At 68.2% G+C, this 18534-nt stretch carries 16 protein-coding genes, 1 tRNA gene and 1 pseudogene; 7 read left to right on the top strand and 11 right to left on the bottom strand.

What is annotated here, in order from left to right; genetic code table 11:
* Window positions 1-2 precede the first annotated feature (2 nt).
* Entirely contained in the window at window positions 3-704 is a 702-nt protein-coding gene (locus H5399_RS12510; RefSeq protein ID WP_182783225.1) for a FadR/GntR family transcriptional regulator, read from the bottom strand.
* A 120-nt stretch (window positions 705-824) separates the two neighbouring features.
* Between H5399_RS12510 and H5399_RS12505 the strand changes: the two genes are divergently transcribed.
* Window positions 825-1394: a gluconokinase gene (locus H5399_RS12505; protein WP_220490978.1), complete on the top strand. Its 570-nt coding sequence runs from the start codon at window positions 825-827 to the stop codon at window positions 1392-1394.
* Here H5399_RS12505 and H5399_RS12500 read toward each other — a convergent pair.
* The 5 genes from H5399_RS12500 to H5399_RS12480 are packed head-to-tail and all read right to left on the bottom strand — an operon-like array spanning window position 1384 to window position 8157.
* Window positions 1384-2652 (bottom strand): endo-1,4-beta-xylanase, encoded by a 1269-nt coding sequence (locus H5399_RS12500; protein ID WP_370585760.1) that lies wholly within the window; start codon window positions 2650-2652, stop codon window positions 1384-1386. The two genes, H5399_RS12505 and H5399_RS12500, sit on opposite strands and share 11 nt — an antisense overlap.
* Window positions 2649-4958 carry a glycoside hydrolase family 3 protein gene (locus H5399_RS12495; protein WP_182783227.1) on the bottom strand — a complete coding sequence of 770 codons (2310 nt, stop codon included), beginning with the start codon at window positions 4956-4958 and terminating at the stop codon, window positions 2649-2651. The genes H5399_RS12500 and H5399_RS12495 overlap by 4 nt, the downstream gene beginning before the upstream one ends.
* A 26-nt stretch (window positions 4959-4984) precedes the next feature.
* The gene (locus H5399_RS12490) at window positions 4985-5854 is read right to left on the bottom strand and encodes a carbohydrate ABC transporter permease (RefSeq protein ID WP_182783228.1); all 870 of its coding nucleotides are present in this window, start codon (window positions 5852-5854) and stop codon (window positions 4985-4987) included.
* Window positions 5851-6843 (bottom strand): carbohydrate ABC transporter permease, encoded by a 993-nt coding sequence (locus H5399_RS12485; RefSeq protein ID WP_182783229.1) that lies wholly within the window; start codon window positions 6841-6843, stop codon window positions 5851-5853. Before H5399_RS12485 ends, H5399_RS12490 begins: the two co-directional genes overlap by 4 nt.
* A 3-nt stretch (window positions 6844-6846) precedes the next feature.
* Window positions 6847-8157 (bottom strand): extracellular solute-binding protein, encoded by a 1311-nt coding sequence (locus H5399_RS12480; protein WP_182783230.1) that lies wholly within the window; start codon window positions 8155-8157, stop codon window positions 6847-6849.
* Window positions 8158-8310: 153 nt separating this feature from the next.
* Here H5399_RS12480 and H5399_RS12475 point away from each other — a divergent pair, with 153 nt between their 5' ends.
* Both H5399_RS12475 and H5399_RS12470 read left to right on the top strand, forming a co-directional pair.
* Complete coding sequence (locus H5399_RS12475) at window positions 8311-9360, top strand: LacI family DNA-binding transcriptional regulator (protein WP_182783231.1); 1050 nt, start codon at window positions 8311-8313, stop codon at window positions 9358-9360.
* Window positions 9361-9553: 193 nt separating this feature from the next.
* Window positions 9554-10489 carry an aldo/keto reductase family oxidoreductase gene (locus tag H5399_RS12470; RefSeq protein WP_182783232.1) on the top strand — a complete coding sequence of 312 codons (936 nt, stop codon included), beginning with the start codon at window positions 9554-9556 and terminating at the stop codon, window positions 10487-10489.
* A 124-nt stretch (window positions 10490-10613) separates the two neighbouring features.
* On the opposite strand, the gene H5399_RS12465 is transcribed toward H5399_RS12470, so the two are convergent.
* Both H5399_RS12465 and H5399_RS12460 read right to left on the bottom strand, forming a co-directional pair.
* A complete protein-coding gene (locus H5399_RS12465; RefSeq protein WP_182783233.1) occupies window positions 10614-10976 on the bottom strand; it encodes a hypothetical protein in 363 nt (120 codons plus the stop codon).
* Between the two features lie 3 nt (window positions 10977-10979).
* On the bottom strand, window positions 10980-11645 hold the full coding sequence (locus tag H5399_RS12460; RefSeq protein WP_182783234.1) for a hypothetical protein: 666 nt from the start codon (window positions 11643-11645) through the stop codon (window positions 10980-10982).
* A gap of 172 nt (window positions 11646-11817) precedes the next feature.
* Between H5399_RS12460 and H5399_RS12455 the strand changes: the two genes are divergently transcribed.
* A tRNA-Leu gene (locus H5399_RS12455) sits at window positions 11818-11900 on the top strand.
* Window positions 11901-12339: 439 nt separating this feature from the next.
* On the opposite strand, the gene H5399_RS12450 is transcribed toward H5399_RS12455, so the two are convergent.
* Both H5399_RS12450 and H5399_RS18125 read right to left on the bottom strand, forming a co-directional pair.
* Window positions 12340-13122, bottom strand: a complete 783-nt coding sequence (locus tag H5399_RS12450) for an NADPH-dependent F420 reductase (protein WP_255422279.1) — start codon at window positions 13120-13122, stop codon at window positions 12340-12342.
* Window positions 13123-13304: 182 nt separating this feature from the next.
* Window positions 13305-14108 carry an addiction module antidote protein gene (locus H5399_RS18125; RefSeq protein WP_255422280.1) on the bottom strand — a complete coding sequence of 268 codons (804 nt, stop codon included), beginning with the start codon at window positions 14106-14108 and terminating at the stop codon, window positions 13305-13307.
* Window positions 14109-14430: 322 nt separating this feature from the next.
* Between H5399_RS18125 and H5399_RS12435 the strand changes: the two genes are divergently transcribed.
* Window positions 14431-15024: a nucleotidyltransferase domain-containing protein gene (locus H5399_RS12435; protein ID WP_182783236.1), complete on the top strand. Its 594-nt coding sequence runs from the start codon at window positions 14431-14433 to the stop codon at window positions 15022-15024.
* A complete protein-coding gene (locus H5399_RS12430) occupies window positions 15024-15425 on the top strand; it encodes a hypothetical protein (protein ID WP_182783237.1) in 402 nt (133 codons plus the stop codon). Before H5399_RS12435 ends, H5399_RS12430 begins: the two co-directional genes overlap by 1 nt.
* Before the next feature lie 236 nt (window positions 15426-15661).
* Here the strand turns inward: H5399_RS12430 and H5399_RS12425 are convergent, their stop codons facing one another.
* The gene (locus H5399_RS12425; protein ID WP_182783238.1) at window positions 15662-16948 is read right to left on the bottom strand and encodes an ATP-binding protein; all 1287 of its coding nucleotides are present in this window, start codon (window positions 16946-16948) and stop codon (window positions 15662-15664) included.
* 895 nt (window positions 16949-17843) lie between these two features.
* On the opposite strand from H5399_RS12425, the pseudogene H5399_RS12420 reads away from it, so the two are divergent.
* Window positions 17844-18534, top strand: a pseudogene (locus H5399_RS12420) (short-chain dehydrogenase); the annotation flags it as partial.

The raw sequence follows: 18534 nt of genomic DNA, 5'->3' as shown, positions 1-18534 counted from the left end.
CCTCAGAGGTGGGCGAGCGCGTCGCTGACCTCATGGACCAGCGCCCGGGCGTGCGACTCCGCCGCCACCGCGTCCCCGTCGACGATGGCCCGGGCCATCGCGTCGTGGCGGTCGAGGATGTCGGGTTCGGGATGGGCAGGCTGGAGCCCGAGGTGCGTGCGCCCGACGAGGACCTCCCCGATGGTCTCTCCCAGCGCAGCGAACATCTCGTTGCCGGAGGCCTGCAGAAGGAGGGTGTGGAACTCGATGTCCGCGCGCAGGAACTCCTCAAGGTGGCCCTCACCTGCTTCGCCCAGCCGTCGCAGAGTGGCGGCCAGTTCGGTGAACCGCACCCGTTCTCCCGGGGTGGCGCGGGCGGCCGCGTGGTGGGCGGCGGCAGGCTCGACGGCGGCCCGGAGTTCGGTGAGCGAGCGCAGCTGGGCGTCGTGCTGACCCGACTGGAGCCGCCACTGGATGACGCGGGGGCTGAATACCTTCCACTGCCCGGCGGGGAGGACGGTGATGCCGATGCGCGGACTCGCGGCCACCAGCGACAGCTCCTCCAGCGCTCTCATCGTTTCGCGGGCGACGGTGCGCGAGACACCGAAGCGCTCCGTGAGATCCTGCAGCGTGAAGCCCTCGCCGGGGGCGAGCTGGCCGCTGACGATCTCCACGCCGACGGTGTCCATGACCGAGTGCGAGAGGGCGGCGCGAGGGCTGGACATGGGCCCAAGGGTAGTGGCCGCGAAGCCCGTGGGCGCGGTCCGGATTTGCCACTCCGTCGACTCTGTGTAATGGTATTATCATTGAGGCGACGCGGCCCAGGGTATGAGGAGAACTGTCCAGTGGATCACAGCGGTCAAGGCCCTGCGGGGCACATCGACGCGAACAGGCCCGTGCACGTGGTGGTGCTCGGCGCCGCGGGCACCGGCAAGACCACCATCGGCCGGGGCCTGGCCGATCTACTGGGCCTGCCGTTCGGGGAGGGCGACGACTTCCACAGCGAGGCCAACCGGGCCAAGATGGGCGCGGGCCAGCCGCTGACCGACGAGGACCGTTGGCCGTGGCTGGCGTCGTTGAGGGATTGGATGTCCGAGCAGGAGGCGGTGGGCCGCTCGTCTGTTGTGGCGTGCTCGGCCCTTCGCGCGGACTACCGCGACGTGCTGCGCGAGGCCGACGGGGACGTTTTCTTCGTCCACCTCGTCCTGCCGGAGGACGTGAACCTGGAGCGGTTGGTGGCTCGGCAGGGGCATTTCATGAAGCCCGTGATGCTGGGCTCCCAGCGCGCCGCGCTCGAGGCGCTCGGGGAGGACGAGGAGGGGATCGAGGCTATCAATGTCGGCGATCCCATCCAGGTCGTCGAGGACCTCGCGACGGTCCTCATCGAGCGCTTCGGCGCGCGCCTCAGCGCGTGAGATCCACGCCGGTCTCGGAGCCCGCCGCGACACTGAACGCCGTGCCCCGCCCGTCGATCACTGCCTCGTAGTCTCCCGCGAAGCCCTCGACGGCGACCTCGCCCCGCTCGTCCGCGACCACGGTGGTCTCCGGTACCCACCACTCGCCGCGGATGAGGCCGCGCAGTGCCTCGAAGGACGGCTTGGGGGTGCCGTCGGCACGGATCAGCCCGATGGGCGCGCCCAGCCAGGCGCCCGCGTCGGTGATGCCCCAGTAGGTGATGGCCTCCACCGAGGGGTGTTCCACGAGCGTGCGGTAGTGCCGCGACACCTCGTCGGCCTGCCTCGCCTCGCCGTCGACGGTGGAGGGCCAGGACGGGACCTGGTAGTCGTTGAGGTCCACGATCTCGGCCGGCATGATCTCCCCGGAGACGAGGCTGGTCTCCGACATCTGCAGCGGCAGGGCGAAGCGGGCGAACCGTGCCAGCACCTCCTGCGTGCGCTCCTCGCCCCAGTAGCCCTGATGCATGTGGCTCTGCAGGCCGATGGCGTCGATCCGGATCCCGGCGTCGAGGCACTCCTCGATGAGGCGTTCGTAGCGGGCTGACATGTTGAAGTCGTTGAGCACGAGGCGCAGAGACGGGTCCGCCTCGCGCGCGGTGTCGAACGCAAGCCTCACCATGCCCACCCGGCCCAGCTCGCGGGCGAGCGGGGTGATGGCGTTGGCCTCGGCGGTGAACTCCGGCATGATCACCACCTCGTTGATGGCGTCCCACAGCCCGATCAGCCCGTCGAAGTCGGCCACCTCGCGGCGGATCCGCTCCTCGATGCGGCGCCGGACCTCCGCGGTGGGGAGGTCGAGCAGCCACTGCGGGGCGAGCGTGTGCCACACCAGGGGGTGGCCCTTGACGACCACGCCACGCTCCACGAACCAGCGGGCGGCGGCCTGCATGCGCCGCGTGTCGGGCAGCCCCCGGTGAGGCTCGAAGGTGCGCCAGTAGAAGGGCAGGGTCGCGGTGTTGAACAACTCCAACCATTGCCCTGCCAGTGCCTGGGCCATCTCGCTGGGCGCCTGGCCGAATCCGGTCGACACGGTCTGCTCCTCGCCATTGGCGAGGCCGATGAAGTCGAACCCGATGTTGCCGAAGGCGAACGCGTGCCGGGTCTGCCGCACCGTGACCGACCGCCCCGCGGCGGCCGGCCCGAGGCTGAGCACCGCGGTGCCCATCCGGTGCGCGTAGACCCCGGGGTCCGCCGCCGCCGCGACCCTCGAGCTCACAGCGCCGCCACCGTGACGGGCGTATCCAGCACGCGACCCTCCGCGACGACCCGCCGCTCGCCGGTGACCTCCACCGACAGCGCGGGCAGCCGGTCCTCCGACGAGGACCCGATCGAGAGCTGCACCTCGCCCGGCTCGACGATCCGGGCCATGTCGACTCCGGTGAACGACGACCGATCCGCGTGCACCTCGAAGGTCACCCGTACTGACGCGCCGGCGGCCAGGTCAACCTTGCGGAAGCCGATCAGCTGCTTCAGCGGCCGCACCACCTCCGCCCAGGGGTCGCTGAGGTAGAGCTGGACCACGTCGGCCCCGTCGCGATCCCCGACGTTGGTGACCGTGACGGACACCTCGACGGCGCCGTCGACGGGCATCGTCGGCGAGGACACCGCGACATCCGAGTACTCGAACCGCGTGTACGAGATGCCGTGCCCGAACGGGAACCGCGGGATGGGATCAAGGTTGGAGATGCCGTTGGAGAACCATCCGAGCGGCGCCGCCAGGTAGGTGCCGGGCTGGCCGCCGTGGTGCGAGGGCAGCCCGATCGGGAGCCGGCCCGACGGGTTGAGCGCTCCTGACAGGACCCCGGCCAGGGCGTCCGCGCCCTCCACGCCAGGTATGAACGCCTGGACGACGGCGGCGCAGCGGTCCGCGTACTCTCCGACGGCGTAGGGGCGGCCGGTGACCAGCACCAGCACCGTGGGGGTGCCGGTGGCCAGCACCGCCTCGACCAGTTCGCCCTGCCGGCCCGGGAGGCGCAGGTCGACGGCGTCGCAGCCCTCGCCGGAGGTGCCGTCGCCGAACATGCCCGCGATGTCGCCCACGGTGACCACGGCCACGTCGGCGCCGGCGACCGAGGCCACGGCCGCGGCCAGGTCCTCGTCGGTGCCGTCCATGAAGCCGGTGCCCTGCGCGAAGGTGACGGCGTCACCGAGCGCGGCCGTCAGGGCCTCGTCGAGGCCGCGGATGGGGAGGCCGATCTCGGTGCCGGTCTTGGCCATGACGTGGTTGGGGAAGGAGTAGCAGCCCATGAAGCTGCGCACGTCGGCCCACACGGGACCGACGACGGCGACCCGGCGCCCCGCGGCCAGCGGCAGCACGCCGTCGTTGCTGAGCAGCACGACCGACTCCTCCGCGACCCGGCTCGCGATCCTGCGGTTGCGCGGGGAATCCAGGTCCGCGGCTGGGTCCGCAGTCGGCTCCCAGCCGTCGTCGAGCAGCCCCAACTGCAGCTTCTGCCGGAGCACGCGGCGCGCTGAGCGGCGGACGTCGTCCTCGTTGAGCATCCCGCGCGAGATGGCCTCCTCGATGGCCCAGTAAGAGCCCGTGGAGGGCAGTTCGATGTCGAGCCCGGCGCGGATGGCCAGCGCCGCGGCGGTGGCGTCGTCGGGGGCGATCCGGTGCATCCGGGTGAGGAACGCGATGCTCCAGTAGTCCGAGACCACGGTGCCCTCGAAGCCCCAGCGGTCCCGCAGCACGCCGGTCAGCAGCTCGGCCGACGCGGCGGCGGGCTGGCCGTCGATGTCGCAGTAGGAGTTCATGATGGATCGGGCCCCGCCGAGGCGCAGCGCCATCTCGAACGGCGGCAGCATCACGTCCTCGAGCTCGCGGCGCCCCATCGACACCGGCGCGTGGTTGCGCCCCGCGCGGCTGGCCGGGTAGCCGACGAAGTGCTTCGGCGTGGCGATCACACCCGCCGACTGCAGGCCGCGCACGTAGGCGGTGCCGAGGCTGCCCACCAGGTACGGGTCCTCACCGCAGGTCTCCTCGACGCGGCCCCAGCGGTAGTCGCGCACCACGTCGAGCAGCGGCGAGAGCCCCTGTTGGACGCCGACGGAGGCGAGGTCCGAGCCGATCGCCGCGGCCATCTCCTCGATCAGCTCGGGCCGCCACGTGGCGCCCCAGGCGATCGACGCAGGGTAGACGGTGGCGCCCAGGGTGGTGAAGCCGGTGAGGCACTCCTCGTGCGCGATCGCCGGGATGCCGAACGCGTTCGAGGCCACGACGTCGGCCTGCAGCCGGCGCAGCTTGGCGGCGCCATCGGGCACGCTGACCGGGGCGGTGCCGTAGACGCGGGTGAGGTGTCCCAGCCCGCCGTCGATGGCCTCGTCCCAGGGGCGTAGTTCCTGCGCGAACTCGTTCTCCATCGGCGCCACCTCGTGGGCGTCGGGATCCGGTGCGGGTCGGTCGCCGTCGGCGGGGAGCCAGTAGGAGCCGAGCTGGTGGGCCAGATCGGCCAGGGACATCTCGGCCAGCAGGGCATCGAGGCGCGCGTCGAGGGGTGCGGTGGGGTCTGTCCAGGTCATGGGGGAGTCGATTCTGCGCGCGGGCGTCAGCCCTTGACCGCGCCTTGGAGGCCGCCGACGATGCGGCGCTGCATGGTGAGGAAGAAGACCATGGCGGGGACCATCGCCAAGGTGGTGAACGCGAACACGCCGGCGGTGTCGGAGGAGTGCTCGGTGGAGAAGTCGGCCACGCCCAGCGGGAGGGTGCGCATGTCGCCCTGCAGCAGGAGGAGCGGCAGCAGGTAGGCGTTCCAGGAGCCGACGAAGGCCAGGACGCCGACGGTGACCAGACCTGGGCCGGACAGGGGCACCATGATGCGGGTGAAGATGCTCAGCCGGCTGGCGCCGTCGATCGCGGCAGCCTCCTCGAGCTCGGCCGGGATGGCCTGGAGGAAGGGTCGCAGGATGACGATGGTCATGGGCAGCGCGAACGCGGCCTGGGGGAGCGCGACGCCCCACCAGGTGTTGCTCATGCCGAGGTCCTTGCTGATGATGATGAACAGCGGGATCACCGCCACCGTGGCGGGGAACAGCAGGCCCAGCACGAAGATCATGTAGATCTTCTCGCGCCCGGGGAAGTGGTAGCGCGAGAGCGGGTAGGCCGCCATCAGGCCGAGCACCACCACCAGCGCGGTGGTGAGCAGCGCGATCACCATGGAGTTGAGGCCGTAGCGCCAGAAGTTGGGGTTGGTCAGCACGCCGGTGTAGTTGGACCAGATCCAGGGCGACGGGAGCCCGGCCGGGTTCTCGGCGAGCTGCGCGTTGCTGCGGAAGCCACCGAGGATGGAGTAGAACACGGGCCCGAGCGAGAATGCCGCCACCACGAGGCCCACCAGGTAGACCAACGGGTTGACGCTCATCAGGCGACGGCGGCGCGGGGCCGCGTCGGACGCGGCGCGGGCGGTGATCGCGGTCATCGGCGGACCTTTCGCTTGTCGTTGGCTTCAATGTCGCGGCTGAGGATGAAGCGCTGGTAGAGCAGCGCCATGGTGAGGGCCACCACGAACAGCACCACCGACGCGGCTCCGGCGATGCCGTAGTTGCTGCGCTTGGTGCCCTCGTTGATGAGGAAGGTGGCCATGGTGGTGGTGGCGTTGGCGGGGCCGCCGCCGGTGAGGATCCACACCATGTCGAAGAGTTGGAGCGAGCCCAGCATGGACAGGAACGCCCACGTGCGCAGGGTGGGGCCGAGCAGCGGGATGGTGATGTAGCGCTGGGTCTGCCACCACGAGGCACCGTCGATCTGGGCCGCCTCGTCGAGCTCCTGGGGGACGCCCTGGAGGCCTGCGAGGAACAGCAGGATGGCGAACCCGAGGTACTTCCAGGTGAGCACCACCATCACGGTCCACAGCGCGATCTCGGGGGTGCCGAGGAAGCCCTGCTCGGGGCCTTGGATGCCGAGGGTGGCGAGCATGGAGTCGATCACGCCGTAGCGGGGCTGCAGCAGCTGGAACCACACCACGCTGGCAATGACCTCGGCGAGGATGTAGGGCACGAACACGATGGTGCGCAGCAGCCCCTGGAACTTCATCTTGCGGTTGAGCAGGAGCGCGACGGCGATGCCGAGCGGAAGCTGGATGGCGATGGAGGCCACCACGATGATGAGGTTGTGGCTGAGCGCCCCGAGGAACACGTCGTTGCTGAGCACCGAGGCGTAGTTGCGGAGGCCGACGAAGTCCACCAGTGGGCCGAAGCCCTTCCAGCGGTAGACCGAGAACTGGATCGCGCGCAGCATGGGCCACACGACGAACATGAAGAAGAGGATGAGGGCGGGCAGGACGAAGATCGCGATCTCCAGGCCCATCTTCCAGTTGACGGGCCGCTTCCGGACGGGGGAGAGCGGGCGCTCGTCGCGCCCGCCCTCCACGTTGATCCGGCCCGCCGCCTGCTGAGAGGTGGCGGTCATTGATTACTTCTCCGCGTCCGCGGCGGCCTGGGTGGCGTCGACGATGTCCTGCGCGGAGGCCTGACCGGCGAAGACCAGGGCGATCTCGTCGTTCATGGCGCCGCCGATGGAGGTGCCGAAGGCGGTGTCGAAGTAGAGCTGCACGTAGCCCGCGGCGTCGCGGACCTCGAGCAGCTGGGCCAGCGCCGGGTCAGCCACGTACTCGGACGCTGTGGGGTTGGTGGGCAGGCCCATGTCCAGCTCGGCGAAGCCCTTCTGGATCTCGTCGGAGAGGAGGTACTCGACGAACTCGACGGCCTCGTCGGGGGCGTCGGCGGGGACACCCCAGGCGTCGCCGCCGCCGAGCGCGGCGCTCTGGTCGCCCTCGCCTCCGTCGACCTCAGGGAACGCGAACCAGCCGGTGGCCTCGCCGAGGCCCTGCTCGTCCTCGGTCAGTCCCTGCATGACGCCGGGCTCCCAGTGGCCGGCCAGTTCCATGGCCACCTTGCGAGTGGCCAGGAGGCCGGAGGCGCTGGTGGGGCCGGACTGGGCGGGGGTGGTGAGGAAGCCGGGGTTGAACGGCTCGGCCGCGACGAGCTTCTCGAGGTCCTCGCCGGCGCGCACGAAGCACTCGTCGGAGAAGTCGAGGCTGGTCACCGCGCCGGACAGCACGTCCTGCGAGCACTGGCGGAGAGCGAAGTAGTACCAGTAGTGGGCGGCAGGCCACTTGTCGCCTGCACCGACGGAGATCGGATCGATCCCGGCGGCCTTGAGCTTGTCGATGGCGTCGTAGAGATCGTCCATCGTGGTGGGGGCCTCGGTGATGCCGGCCTCTTCGAACAGCTCGGTGTTGTACCAGAAGCCCACCACGCCCAGCGAGAAGGGCAGCGCGTAGGTCTTGCCGTCCACCTGCCAGCCGTTGACGGCGCCGCCCAGCTTGTCGATCGTCTCGGACGCGGCCTCGGAGAGGTCCTTGACGAGACCGGCCTCGACCTTGTCGGCCAGCTCGCCGCCGCCACGCTCCATGTAGATGTCGGGCATGTCGCCGCTCTGCCAGGCAGCCTCGATCTTGGTGCCCATGTCCTCGTGCTGCATGGCCTCGACGGTGATGGTGACACCGGGGTTGGCGGCCTCGAAGTCTGCGGCGACCTTGTCGTAGTAGTCCTTGCCGGCGCCGGTATTGGAGTTGTGCCACCAGGTGAGGGCGGCTTCGCCGCCACCGGCCGGGGCGGACGACGAGCCGGGGCTGGCCTCGTCGGTGGTGCCGCCGCAGGCGGACAGGGCCAGAGCCGCCGCCGCGACGAGTGCCGCGATCTTGGGAAGCTTGTGGGTCATCGTTGATCCTCCGAAAGTGTGACCGCGAAAAGTTTCGCGAAACCTTGACTAACAAGACTGATCTTAGGCACAAAGGTATTTAGTTTGCAAGAGCGACCAAAGATTGGTGCCGTGTTGTGACCCACGGGCGAAACTTTCGCTAGGCTGACCTCCATGGCGGGCAAGGGAGTGAAGGCGGTGCGGCTGCAGGACGTCGCGCTGCGTGCGGGCGTATCCACCGCCACGGCCTCGAAGGCGCTCAACGACCGAGGCGGAGTGTCCGGCGCCACCAGGGCCAAGGTGCTGGCTGCCGTGGAGGACCTGGGGTACCAGCCCGTGGGCGGGGAGTCGTCGCCGTACCCGCAGATCGCGCTCGTGGCGGACGACCTCACCACCACCTACACCCTCGAGATCCTCAAGGGCGCCATCTCCACCGCGATGGCCGAGGGGGTGGCGCTCGGTACGTTCTACATCCCGGGGGAGTCGACTGCGGGGGCCCCCGTCCCGCTGGATGACGCCTGGTTGGAGCTGCTCAAGGCCAAGGGGTACCTCGGGGTGATCGTCCTGACCGCCCGGCTTTCCGAGCATCAGCTCGCCAAGCTGCGCGACCTGGCGCTGCCTCTGGTGGCCATCGACCCGGCCAACGCCCTGCCGTCGAACGTGATGAGCATCGGCGCCACCAACTGGAACGGCGGTGTGGAGGCCACGCAGCACCTGATCGGCCTGGGGCACCGTCGCATCGGCTTCATTCAGGGCCCGCCCGAATCGGTGCCCGCCACCGAGCGGATGCAGGGCTACGTCTCGGCGCTCCACATGGGCGGCCTCACGCTGGACTCGTCGCTGGTGGTGGAGGGCGGCTACACCCACGAGCTGGGGTTGGAGGCCGGGCGGACTTTACTGTCGCGGCCGGCTGAAGAGCGGCCCACCGCAATCTTCGCCCCCTGCGACCCGGCCGCGATGGGGGTCTGCGAGGCTGCGCGGCAGCTCGGGATCCAGGTGCCGGGGGAGTTGAGTGTCGTGGGGTTCGACGACACCATCCTGGCCGGGCTCGCCGTGCCGGGCCTGACGACGGTGCACCAGCCGCTGCACCGGATGGGCGCGGCCGCCGTTCGTCGGCTGTTGGATATCTCCGCCGGCCGCCCGGTCGAATCCGGGCACGTGCGGCTTGCCACCCGCTTGGTGATCCGCCACTCCACGGCCCCCGTCGGCCCCATCGCTGGCTGAGGTGCCGCGAGGCGTGCGCCCCCGCTGGCTGAGGTGCCGCGAAGCGGCCTCGAAGCCTCAGGAACGTGACCTGTCCGCTTTACCTGGACACAGCGTCGCATGGCAGGAAGAGCCCGCCTGTTGGTCGGGCGAGGGATAGGCTCATGAGCGCGAGCCGAGGAGGCCCGCGAACGACCTGACGAAGGAAACGACGATGAAGACGTTCAACCTCGGCCCCACCACCTTCGAGGTCCCAGCCGTAGTCACGGGCCTGATGCGTATCCAGGACAAGTCCGACGACGAGGTGCGGGCGCTCTATCACGCCTCACGCGAGGCGGGCATCAACTTCTTCGACCACGCTGACATCTACGGCGACGACCGCTATCACGGATGTGAACGACGCTTCGCGGAGGCGCTGCAGCTCACCGCGTCGGAGCGGGAGGAGATCACGCTCCAGACCAAGGCGGGCATCGTCAAGGATGGGCCCTATTTCGACTTCTCCTACAAGCACCTCGTCGTCCAGGTGGAGGGATCGCTGCGCGCGCTGGACACCGACTACATCGACGTCCTGCTCCTTCATCGCCCCGATGCGCTGGTGGAGCCCGAGGAGGTGGCGCGCGCGTTCGATCACCTGGCGGCAGCCGGGAAGGTGCTCCATTTCGGGGTGTCGAACCAGACTCCTGGGCAGATCGACCTGCTGAAGCGCGACGTCACCCAGCCCATCGTCGCCAATCAGTTGCAGCTGTCCATCACGCACGCGCCGATCGTGGCGCAGGGTGTCGCGGCGAACATGGCTGCGCTGGACCAGTCGGTCAGCCGCGACCTCGGCATCCTGGACTACTGCCGCCTGAACGACATCACTGTGCAGGCGTGGTCGCCGTTCCAGGCGGGGTTCTTCACCGGCGTCTTCCTCGGCAACCCGGACCATCCGGAGCTGAACGCGGTCATCGACCGGTTGGCGGCCAAGTACGACGTGCGGCCCGAGGGCATCGCGACGGCGTGGATCACGCGGCACCCGGCCAACATGCAGGTTGTGCTGGGCACGACGACGCCCGAGCGCGTGACTTGGGCGGCGGCGGGTGCCGACGTCGAGCTGACCCGGCCTGAGTGGTACGAGCTGTACCGGGCGGCGGGCTACCTGGTTCCCTGACCTGTCGCGGGGATGTGTCACCCCCGCGTGGTTCGTTTGGTGAGCGGCCGCTCTCTGGGTGGGTTGACCAACCCAGAGAGCGGCCGGCTCCCAGAGATTTGTGCCCCCGCCTGCTGAGAGAGGGTCAGCGGGGTGGGATTGGTGGCACGATGCCGGTTGGCGGGTCCAGCGGGTCGATGCGATCGCCCCCCGCGTCGATCCGGTTGCCGTCCTCGTCCACCCGTCGGCCCTCGTGGTCGACGCGGTTCCCGAACTCGTCGCGCCAGAAGCCGTCCGCATCGGGTTCGTGCTCGATGTCCATACCTGCCAGACCGTCGCGGTCGAGGGGCTCAGCTTCAGGAGGGCTGTCCGGGCTGGTTGGTGAGTCGGGCGAGGCGGGGGAGTCCGGCGAGTCGGGAGAGCCGGGCGACTCCGCGGAGACCTCGTTCTCGAGGTCTGGGCGCGCGGCAGGGTCGGGGTAGGGCGTGCCGAGAGGATCGGTGGTCATGATTCACTCCTTATCGGGCCATCGGCCATCGGGGACAGGGTTTCCATAGGGGTCGAGTCGTCGGCCGTGTTCGTCCCGGGGAACGTCATCCGGCGTCGGATCGTCGTCGACGACGAGGTCCCGCTCGTCTTCGAGGTCCACGTCGCGGTCATCGTCAGGGAGAGGCTCAGGATCCGGATCCCGCTCATCATCGGGATCGATGGGGCGGGCTTTGTCGACAGGTTGATCCTCGACGATGTGGCCGTGCCGTCCGGTGTGCACCCGTGGGTCCAGCTGGTCAGCCTTAGCGAGTTGCTGATCGCGCTCCAGGGCGGCTGCTTCGAGCGACTCGCGGCTGTTGCGGGCTTCATCGTCGCGCAACTCAGCCTGCTCGGCGGCGCGTGCGGCCCGCTCCTCCGCCTCAGCGGCCTGCATGCGCAGGGACTCGGCGCGCTGGCTCTCTCCGATCGCCTCGTTGCGTACCGACTCGGCGCGAGCGGCCAGTTCATCAGCACGCTCCTGCCGGGCGGCGACGATCCGGTCGCTCTCGTGCGCACGCGTCCGCAGCTCCTCGGCGCGCTCAAGATTGGCGCTCTGCTGCCTCCGCGACGCTGCCACGACGATCCCTGCGATCACCGCGAGCAGCACTGCGACGATGATCACCCACACCCATAGTGGCCAATCCGGCATGGTCGTCCTCCTTCAAGTCAGACTCCGTGGTCTCTCCACAGTAGGCGTCTCAGGTCCTGATTGACAGGGTTCCGGGAGATCGCCGTGGACTGGCGGGGCGGTGGAGCCCATTCGATTTGCGGAAGCTCGCGCAGTGCGTGCTATTGTTTGCCGTCGGGTTGCAAGACCCACTGCGCGAGTGGCGGAATGGCAGACGCGCTGGCTTCAGGTGCCAGTGTCCCTTGGGACGTGGAGGTTCAACTCCTCTCTCGCGCACAACGATGTATGGTTTCCTGACTACATCAAATCCCCTCTGACAAGGACTTCGGTCCTTCTCAGTTGTGGACTCTCATGGACACGGATGGCCTCCGGAGGCCTCCCATTCGCCACGGTTCCCCACGTATTCCCACGACATCCGGGGTGGGGGGAACGTCGTCGGCGTCGCCTGCTGTCCACTCCACCGTCCTCGAGCCCGTTACGGAGCGTGACGGGAGGGGCGCATCATGGGTAGTCAGGGTGGTGGCGGAGTCTCCGGCGATGTCGATGCGTGGCCAGCGATTCCCGAACTCCCTGACTCCCGCGCCCATGAGAAGAGTGATTGCCGGAACGTCCCTCGTGTATCGGCCGTCCTTGTCGACCCACGGGTACCGCAAGCGCTCACTGGCACCCTCGTGAGCGGAGCACGCTTGCGCGCGAGGGTCGTGCCCGCGGCCGACTACATGTTGATGACCCGTACGAGGCGGACTCCCCACTCTTCGTCTGGGTTGGTGGTTCCGTCGCCGAGACGCTCCTGCATGACTGCTACGCCGAGATCCCGGCGCTTGGGCAGCCTGTCCCGCTCGGCTGCGTCCAAAGCATCGCCTATTTCGGCGTGGCTGAGGTCCGTGCAATAGGCGGGGGCGCCGGGCTGCTGGCGCCACGAGTCCGCGAGGGAACCAGCGTCGAAGGCGTCCAGGCCGGTGTCATTGACCAGCGCCATCGCGATCTCCCGGTCCCGGTCACGGTCGGCCGCGACAGGAATCGCGATCCGATCGGGCGCACCTGCAGGCTTGCCCTTCTTGGCGAAGGAGGCCGAGCCGATCGCGTTCCATGCCTTGGCGATCGGACGGCCAAGTTGCTGGGCAACCCACACGCTCTCAACTTGACCAGCCTCAATCGCGTCGATCTTGTTGTCGCGGAACGGGTAGTAATTGGAGGTGTCGATGACCGCTGTGTCCTCGGGCAGGCGCGCGATCAGCGGAGCGAGCTCGGGGATGCGGTTGAGGGGGATGGACAGGATGACCACCTGAACATCGGCCAGAGCATCTTCGGTCGTCACGGCACGCGCGCCCGCTGAGAGAAGCTCGGCATCGATCGTGTGAGGGCCGCGAGAGTTGGCGACCTTCACCTCGTGCCCCGCTTGGCTGAGCCTTGTGACCAGCGTCTTGCCGATGTTGCCCGTCCCCAGAATGCCAATGTTCATGTGCGAGTCCTCACGGTTGCTTGCTTCACGCCTCAAACTATGGGTGGGTTGCCGTAGTCGCAAGAACTAAAGGGGGGTATGGGGCAGGCTGCTTGTTGAAACCACCACGCACGCCGGAAAACTCGACATCGTCCATGGAGGCATCGACGGTCACCGGCACCTCGTCATCTCGTAAGCCGCGACCTTCGAGATAACGCGATGTGCGTACCTTTCGTGAGTCAGGCGGCGTGCAGAGTGAATCGCAGCCCCAGTGCGTTGGTCACCTTCAGGACGGTTGACCAGGTCGGGTTGCCCTGATCGGACAGCGCCTTGTATAGGCCGTCGCGGCTCATGCCGACGCGGCGAGCGAGTTCGCTCATGTTCTGGGAGCGAGCGATGACACCAAGGGCGCGGGGAACGGCCGTGGGGTCCTCGGCCGATTCCTCCAGCGCAATCTCCAGGTAGGAGGGGACATCATCGATGCCGTCTAGATAGTCGGCCGCATCGAACGGGGTGGATTTCTCAGTCTTCTTCGTCGTCATCGTCGTCCTCTCTCGAACGCCAGTCGGCAGCAACAGGACCAGACGGTCGCCGTGTTGTGTGAAGTAGACCCGATAGCCGGGACCGAAACTCAAGCGCAGTTCGAGCACGCCCTGTCCGACCGACTTCACATCACCAGGATTCCCGTGGGCGAGGCGGTCGATCCGCTCCAGGATCCGCAGCCTGCCCTGCCGGTCCTTCAGCTTTCTGAGCCAACGGTCGAAGCCCTCGCGGTGTAACCTCGACCACGTGTCGACTATAGCTGACACTACCTGGCCGGGCAACCCCTGAAGGGACGAGTTGCAGTCGCTCTGACTCCGAGGCCGAGCAGTTGATGGACGCCCTGGCGGCGACCGATCTCGCGTCGAAGGACTGACGTGGACGCCGTCGTCCCTGTTTGTCGCCGCTCGGCGACTCCTCCTCGACGCCCTCGAAGCGCTGACCCACCACCTCCCGAGCCTCGTCCTGGTCGGTGCCCAAGCCGTCCACCACCACGCAGGCATCTCTGGCTCATGAGGACTTGACTCGAGTACAGATCATGAGTTTGAGGGGTTCAGAATTATGATCAGGCCTGTTGGTCGGCACCGACCTGGAGGCGGAGTGGTTGTGGCACCGCATGTGGGAGTTGTCGGGCAAGGCCCTGACCGTCGACATCGCGACCCACGAGATCGCGGGGCGGCGATCGCGAGGGTCCAGCCTCGCTGGGGTTGGCCGCCGGGGGGGGGTCTTCGGGTTGACGAGCTGGTCGCTTGGGTCTCAGTGGCCTAGCCGCGTGATCACCCCAAGTGACTGGAACTGCAGTCATGTGACAGGTAGACTGGTCATATGCGATTTGAGGCCGCGTTCGGGGGCTTGATCCCGGGTGCGAGCGGGGCGGTGCTGGCCGTGCTGCTGCGTACGGGTGTTCCGCTGACCGGGCGGCAGGTGCATGGCCTGGTCCGCGATCAGTGCAGCCTGTGGTCGGTTCAGCAGGCGCTGGCCTCCCTCGCCGATCTCGGTGTGGTGGAGAGCCGCGCTGTGGGTCGGGCGATGGTTCACACGATCAACGAGGACCATTACGCCATCCAGCCTTTGCGTGTCCTGCTCGATCCGATTGCGGCGCTGAGGGAGGCGGTCCGGGCCGTGGTCGGGTCGAGTGTCGATGCGGTGGTCCTGTTCGGGTCGGTGGCGCGGGGGGAGGCATCGGCCGAGAGTGATGTCGACTTGGCCGTCCTCGCGCCCTCGGACTGGCAGGGTCGGACGGAACTGGAAGACGTTGTCCGCGCTCGGCTGGGCAACGACTGCGACGTGCTGGTGTTCACACCGGAGGAGTTCGGCCGCCTCGCGGGCAGCGGCGAGGAGCCGGTCGTCGCCCAGATCGTCGCTGACGGGGTGGTTCTACTCGGGTCGCTCCCGCAGGCACCCGTCGGTGTGGCGTGATGGCAACGCTCGAACACCGCAATCACGCACGAAGCTTCCTGAAGAAAGCCGAGGAGTACCTGGCCTCCGCGGAGGCAAATCTGAGTGCGGAGCGTTACACCGTTGCTGCGGGGGATGCCATCCATGCGGGCATCTGCGCCAAGGACGCCATCGTCACTCAGCTCACCGGTTCGACGGTGAAGGGCAAGGACCACGCGCTTGCCGCGAAGGAGCTTCGTCGGGCACTGGGGCAGCGACCGGACGCGGCCGGTGCCGAGAAGGGACTCCGCGAACTGGTGTCGAACAAGGCTGACGTTGAGCACGGCGTCAGCCTCATGTCAGCTGTGAAGGCTGAGGCGCTCGTCCGTCGCGCTCGGAGCCTGGTCGAGATCGCCGTCCGCGTCGTCCGACTCAACGGGTGATGGCGACCCCCAGATGCCGAGCTCCCGTGCCGGCTGCACGGTTGCTACGTGTTCGCCTGTCCCGTTCCATGGCGCCGAGGATGCTGCCGTTCTGCGCCAATCTCGGGATTGCCGTTGACAGCAACGCGCGCTGTGGCGGCTCTACACAATTCCCCACGACGAGGTGACGACATGGCTCAGGCCCATCAAAAGACCTTGGGTAGAGAACCAACTCGCGTCGGAGCCTTGTGGCGGGGTCAGTGCGGGGCTCCGGGTGCCACCGGAGTCCACAGCCGGTCGATGGGCATGACGTGGAGTCGGTCGGCGTAGGTGTAGGAGCGGGTTCCGGTGGTGAGGATGATCCCGGCGGCGAACCGCGGTCCGAGGGCGTCGCGGAGTTGAGCCAGACCGCGAAAGTCGCCGCCCGGCGCCCGTTCGCTGGCTTTGACCTCGAACGCAACGACTGTGCCGTCGTCGTACTCGATGACCACGTCGACTTCGGCACCGTCGCTTGTCCGCCAGTGGCCTAGGGTGACGGGCTCGTCGAGCCAGGAAGCCTGCTTGCGGATCTCCCCGACGACGAAGGTCTCAAGCAGGTGCCCGAAGTCGGTGAGTGATGCCGGGTCGAGTCGTGTGAGCTTGTCAGGCGTGAGTCGCAGCAGCCGGGCGGCCAGTCCGGAGTCGACGACGTGGACCTTGGGTTTGACGCTGACCCGTGAGCGCAGGGTCTTGCCCCACGCCGGTAGCCGTACCACGAGGAAGAGGTCCTCGAGCAGCCGCAGGTGAACCTCTACGGTGGCTCGACTGACGCCGAGCCTCTCAGCAGCAGCAGAGACGTTGAGCAGTTGCCCGGTTTGTGCCGCAGTCAGACCCAGCAGGTCGGTCATTGCCTGTCGTTCACGGATTCGGCTCAACTCCAGGGCGTCCCGCTCGACCGATGCTCGCACGAAGTCATCGAACCATCGGGCTCGGGCCGCGCCGGAACGTCGCAGGGCCAAGGGCAGGCCCCCGGCGCAGACACGCTCCACGTATTCCTGGCGCGTGGTCGTTGAGGAGGGGATCCGGCCGACGACACCCTCAGGGTCGGCAGGCAACACCTCGATGAGGTTCTCGCTCACCCCGGCGATCTCACCTTGGGACAGCGGCCAGATGGTCAGGGAGTGCAACCGTCCCGTGAGAGCCTGAGCCGTGGCGGGCAGGGCGTCCTGCCGGGTCGATCCAGTGATCACGGCGGTTCCGGGTAGGCTGCCCTCTCGATTCAGCCTCGCTTTGAGCGCATCCAGGATGTCGGGCACCCGCTGGTACTCGTCGACACACACTGGTGCCGCACCGGCGACGACCGAGGCCAAATTCCCCACGACCGCCTCGCGCACCTCGACGTCGTCCAGGTCGAGAACCGATCTCCCCACATCGGCAGCGAACCCGTGCAACACCGTGGACTTACCCACCGAGCGCGGGCCGTGCAGGGCGATCACCGGTTCCACGGCAACCAGCCCCGTCAGGACTTCACCCACCCTCCGTGGGACGAGCGAGTCGAGGACCATGAGCCCAACCTAGCAGACATGACGCTACGTAGTACGCAAACGCGAACACACGAACCAAGCAAACATGAGCGGGCGCGGTGCGCAATCTTGAAGGACCGACCATCGCCATGTGGGCGGGGTCCGACCATCGCCGTCGGCGTCCGACTCTGGGCAGCTGAGTGAGCACACGCCCATCGGCATTTCGGTGAACTGACTCGTTCCTACGGCGGCGTCCCCACGTCGCATCTGCGGTCGTCCTGTCCTTCGGCGAGGACAGCGAAGGCAGACAACACGTCATCAAGCGTCACGTCGTGCTCACGGGCAGCCCTGTGGTGTCAGGCCATGAGGCGGGTTGGGGGTGCACGCGGGTGTCCGAAGCTGTCCACCGGTTACGGTCGGCGCTCGTTATGCGGGGTGACTGGTTTGTCTGGGCCGATGACAGGAGGCCGCGATGCAGTGCAAGAAATCCACTGCAGCGTTCGGCGGTCGCTGTCGCTCTTGCCCGACCATGTGAAGGAGACTGGTGCCTTCCGCGCCGTCGGGCTGCTGCGGGCGGTCGACACCTCCGGCCAGTTCGGGCTGGCCATGCGCGGGGGCGAGGCGAACGCAGCGGCCGTTGCCGATGAAGCCCGAGAATATGCGCCGGCACGCTTCCTCGCTCGGTGGCCGGATCTCGGTCTCGGTGTGGTTGGCCGCAGGCGGCGACGCCGCGGCGGCTCCCACGCTCGCGGCCCCTTCCATCGACTGGCTGGCAGCCCTGCGGACAACCAACCTCTCGGCGGTGGCCCGTGGATGCCGGCCGCCTATGCTGAGGGACAACCATGGCGCGAGATCCGCGCGGGTCTCGGGTGCTGAGTTGCCTCGCCCATGCGGGCTGTAATGTGCCCGCGGACGAGCCCTGAGTACGCTGGACGCCGTGTCGAACCGATCAGCGCCCGAGCCCATGTCAGCACCCTCCTCGGCTGCGGTCGGCAGCGGAGTCGACGCAGACGACCTGGCCGTGACATTGCGGGTCTTGCGCACCATCCACGAGCTCGACGAGGCCCACCCCGATTTCGTGGCCGTCCGACAGGCGACCGGCAGGATGTTCAAGGCGGTCAAGCACCACCGCCGAGGCGTCAAGCGAGCGGCGATCCAGGACAACGACAAGGCCATCGTCGCCGGGACGGCCACGGGCGCACCCGACCGCATCGATGATGAGACGCGGGGGCTGGCGCTCACGTCAGGCGTCGAGGCGCCGACGGCCGGGACGCTCATGAAGGCCCGGCCCTGCTACATCTGCAAGCAGCGCTACACGCTGGTGGACGCGTTCTACCACCAGCTCTGCCCCGCGTGTGCGGCCATGAGTCACGCCAAGCGCGGCGCGCGGACGGATCTGACCGGCAAGCGGGCGCTGCTGACCGGCGGCCGGGCCAAGATCGGAATGCACATCGCGCTCCGGCTGCTGCGCGATGGTGCCCACACCACGATCACCACCCGCTTCCCGCGTGACGCGGTGCGACGCTTCGCGGCGATGCCTGACGCCGCCGACTGGCTGCATCGACTGCATGTGGTCGGCATCGACCTGCGTGATCCGTCCCAGGTCATCGCATTGGCCGACGCGGTGG

Source organism: Tessaracoccus sp. MC1627 (assembly GCF_014164725.1).
GTDB lineage: Bacteria > Actinomycetota > Actinomycetes > Propionibacteriales > Propionibacteriaceae > Arachnia.
The sequence above is the reverse complement of the archived record's forward strand: the minus strand, read 5'-3'. Positions and strand labels throughout refer to the sequence as shown.

Bases quoted from the DNA above. Each gene is read 5' to 3' on its own strand.
- H5399_RS12510 (WP_182783225.1), bottom strand. From the start codon at position 704: ATGTCCAGCCCTCGCGCCGCCCTCTCGCACTCGGTCATGGACACCGTC.
- H5399_RS12495 (WP_182783227.1), bottom strand. From the start codon at position 4,958: ATGACCTGGACAGACCCCACCGCACCCCTCGACGCGCGCCTCGATGCC.
- H5399_RS12490 (WP_182783228.1), bottom strand. From the start codon at position 5,854: ATGACCGCGATCACCGCCCGCGCCGCGTCCGACGCGGCCCCGCGCCGC.
- H5399_RS12485 (WP_182783229.1), bottom strand. From the start codon at position 6,843: ATGACCGCCACCTCTCAGCAGGCGGCGGGCCGGATCAACGTGGAGGGC.
- H5399_RS12480 (WP_182783230.1), bottom strand. From the start codon at position 8,157: ATGACCCACAAGCTTCCCAAGATCGCGGCACTCGTCGCGGCGGCGGCT.
- H5399_RS12475 (WP_182783231.1), top strand. From the start codon at position 8,311: ATGGCGGGCAAGGGAGTGAAGGCGGTGCGGCTGCAGGACGTCGCGCTG.
- H5399_RS12470 (WP_182783232.1), top strand. From the start codon at position 9,554: ATGAAGACGTTCAACCTCGGCCCCACCACCTTCGAGGTCCCAGCCGTA.
- H5399_RS12465 (WP_182783233.1), bottom strand. From the start codon at position 10,976: ATGACCACCGATCCTCTCGGCACGCCCTACCCCGACCCTGCCGCGCGC.
- H5399_RS12460 (WP_182783234.1), bottom strand. From the start codon at position 11,645: ATGCCGGATTGGCCACTATGGGTGTGGGTGATCATCGTCGCAGTGCTG.
- H5399_RS18125 (WP_255422280.1), bottom strand. From the start codon at position 14,108: ATGCCTGCGTGGTGGTGGACGGCTTGGGCACCGACCAGGACGAGGCTC.
- H5399_RS12435 (WP_182783236.1), top strand. From the start codon at position 14,431: ATGCGATTTGAGGCCGCGTTCGGGGGCTTGATCCCGGGTGCGAGCGGG.
- H5399_RS12430 (WP_182783237.1), top strand. From the start codon at position 15,024: ATGGCAACGCTCGAACACCGCAATCACGCACGAAGCTTCCTGAAGAAA.
- H5399_RS12425 (WP_182783238.1), bottom strand. From the start codon at position 16,948: ATGGTCCTCGACTCGCTCGTCCCACGGAGGGTGGGTGAAGTCCTGACG.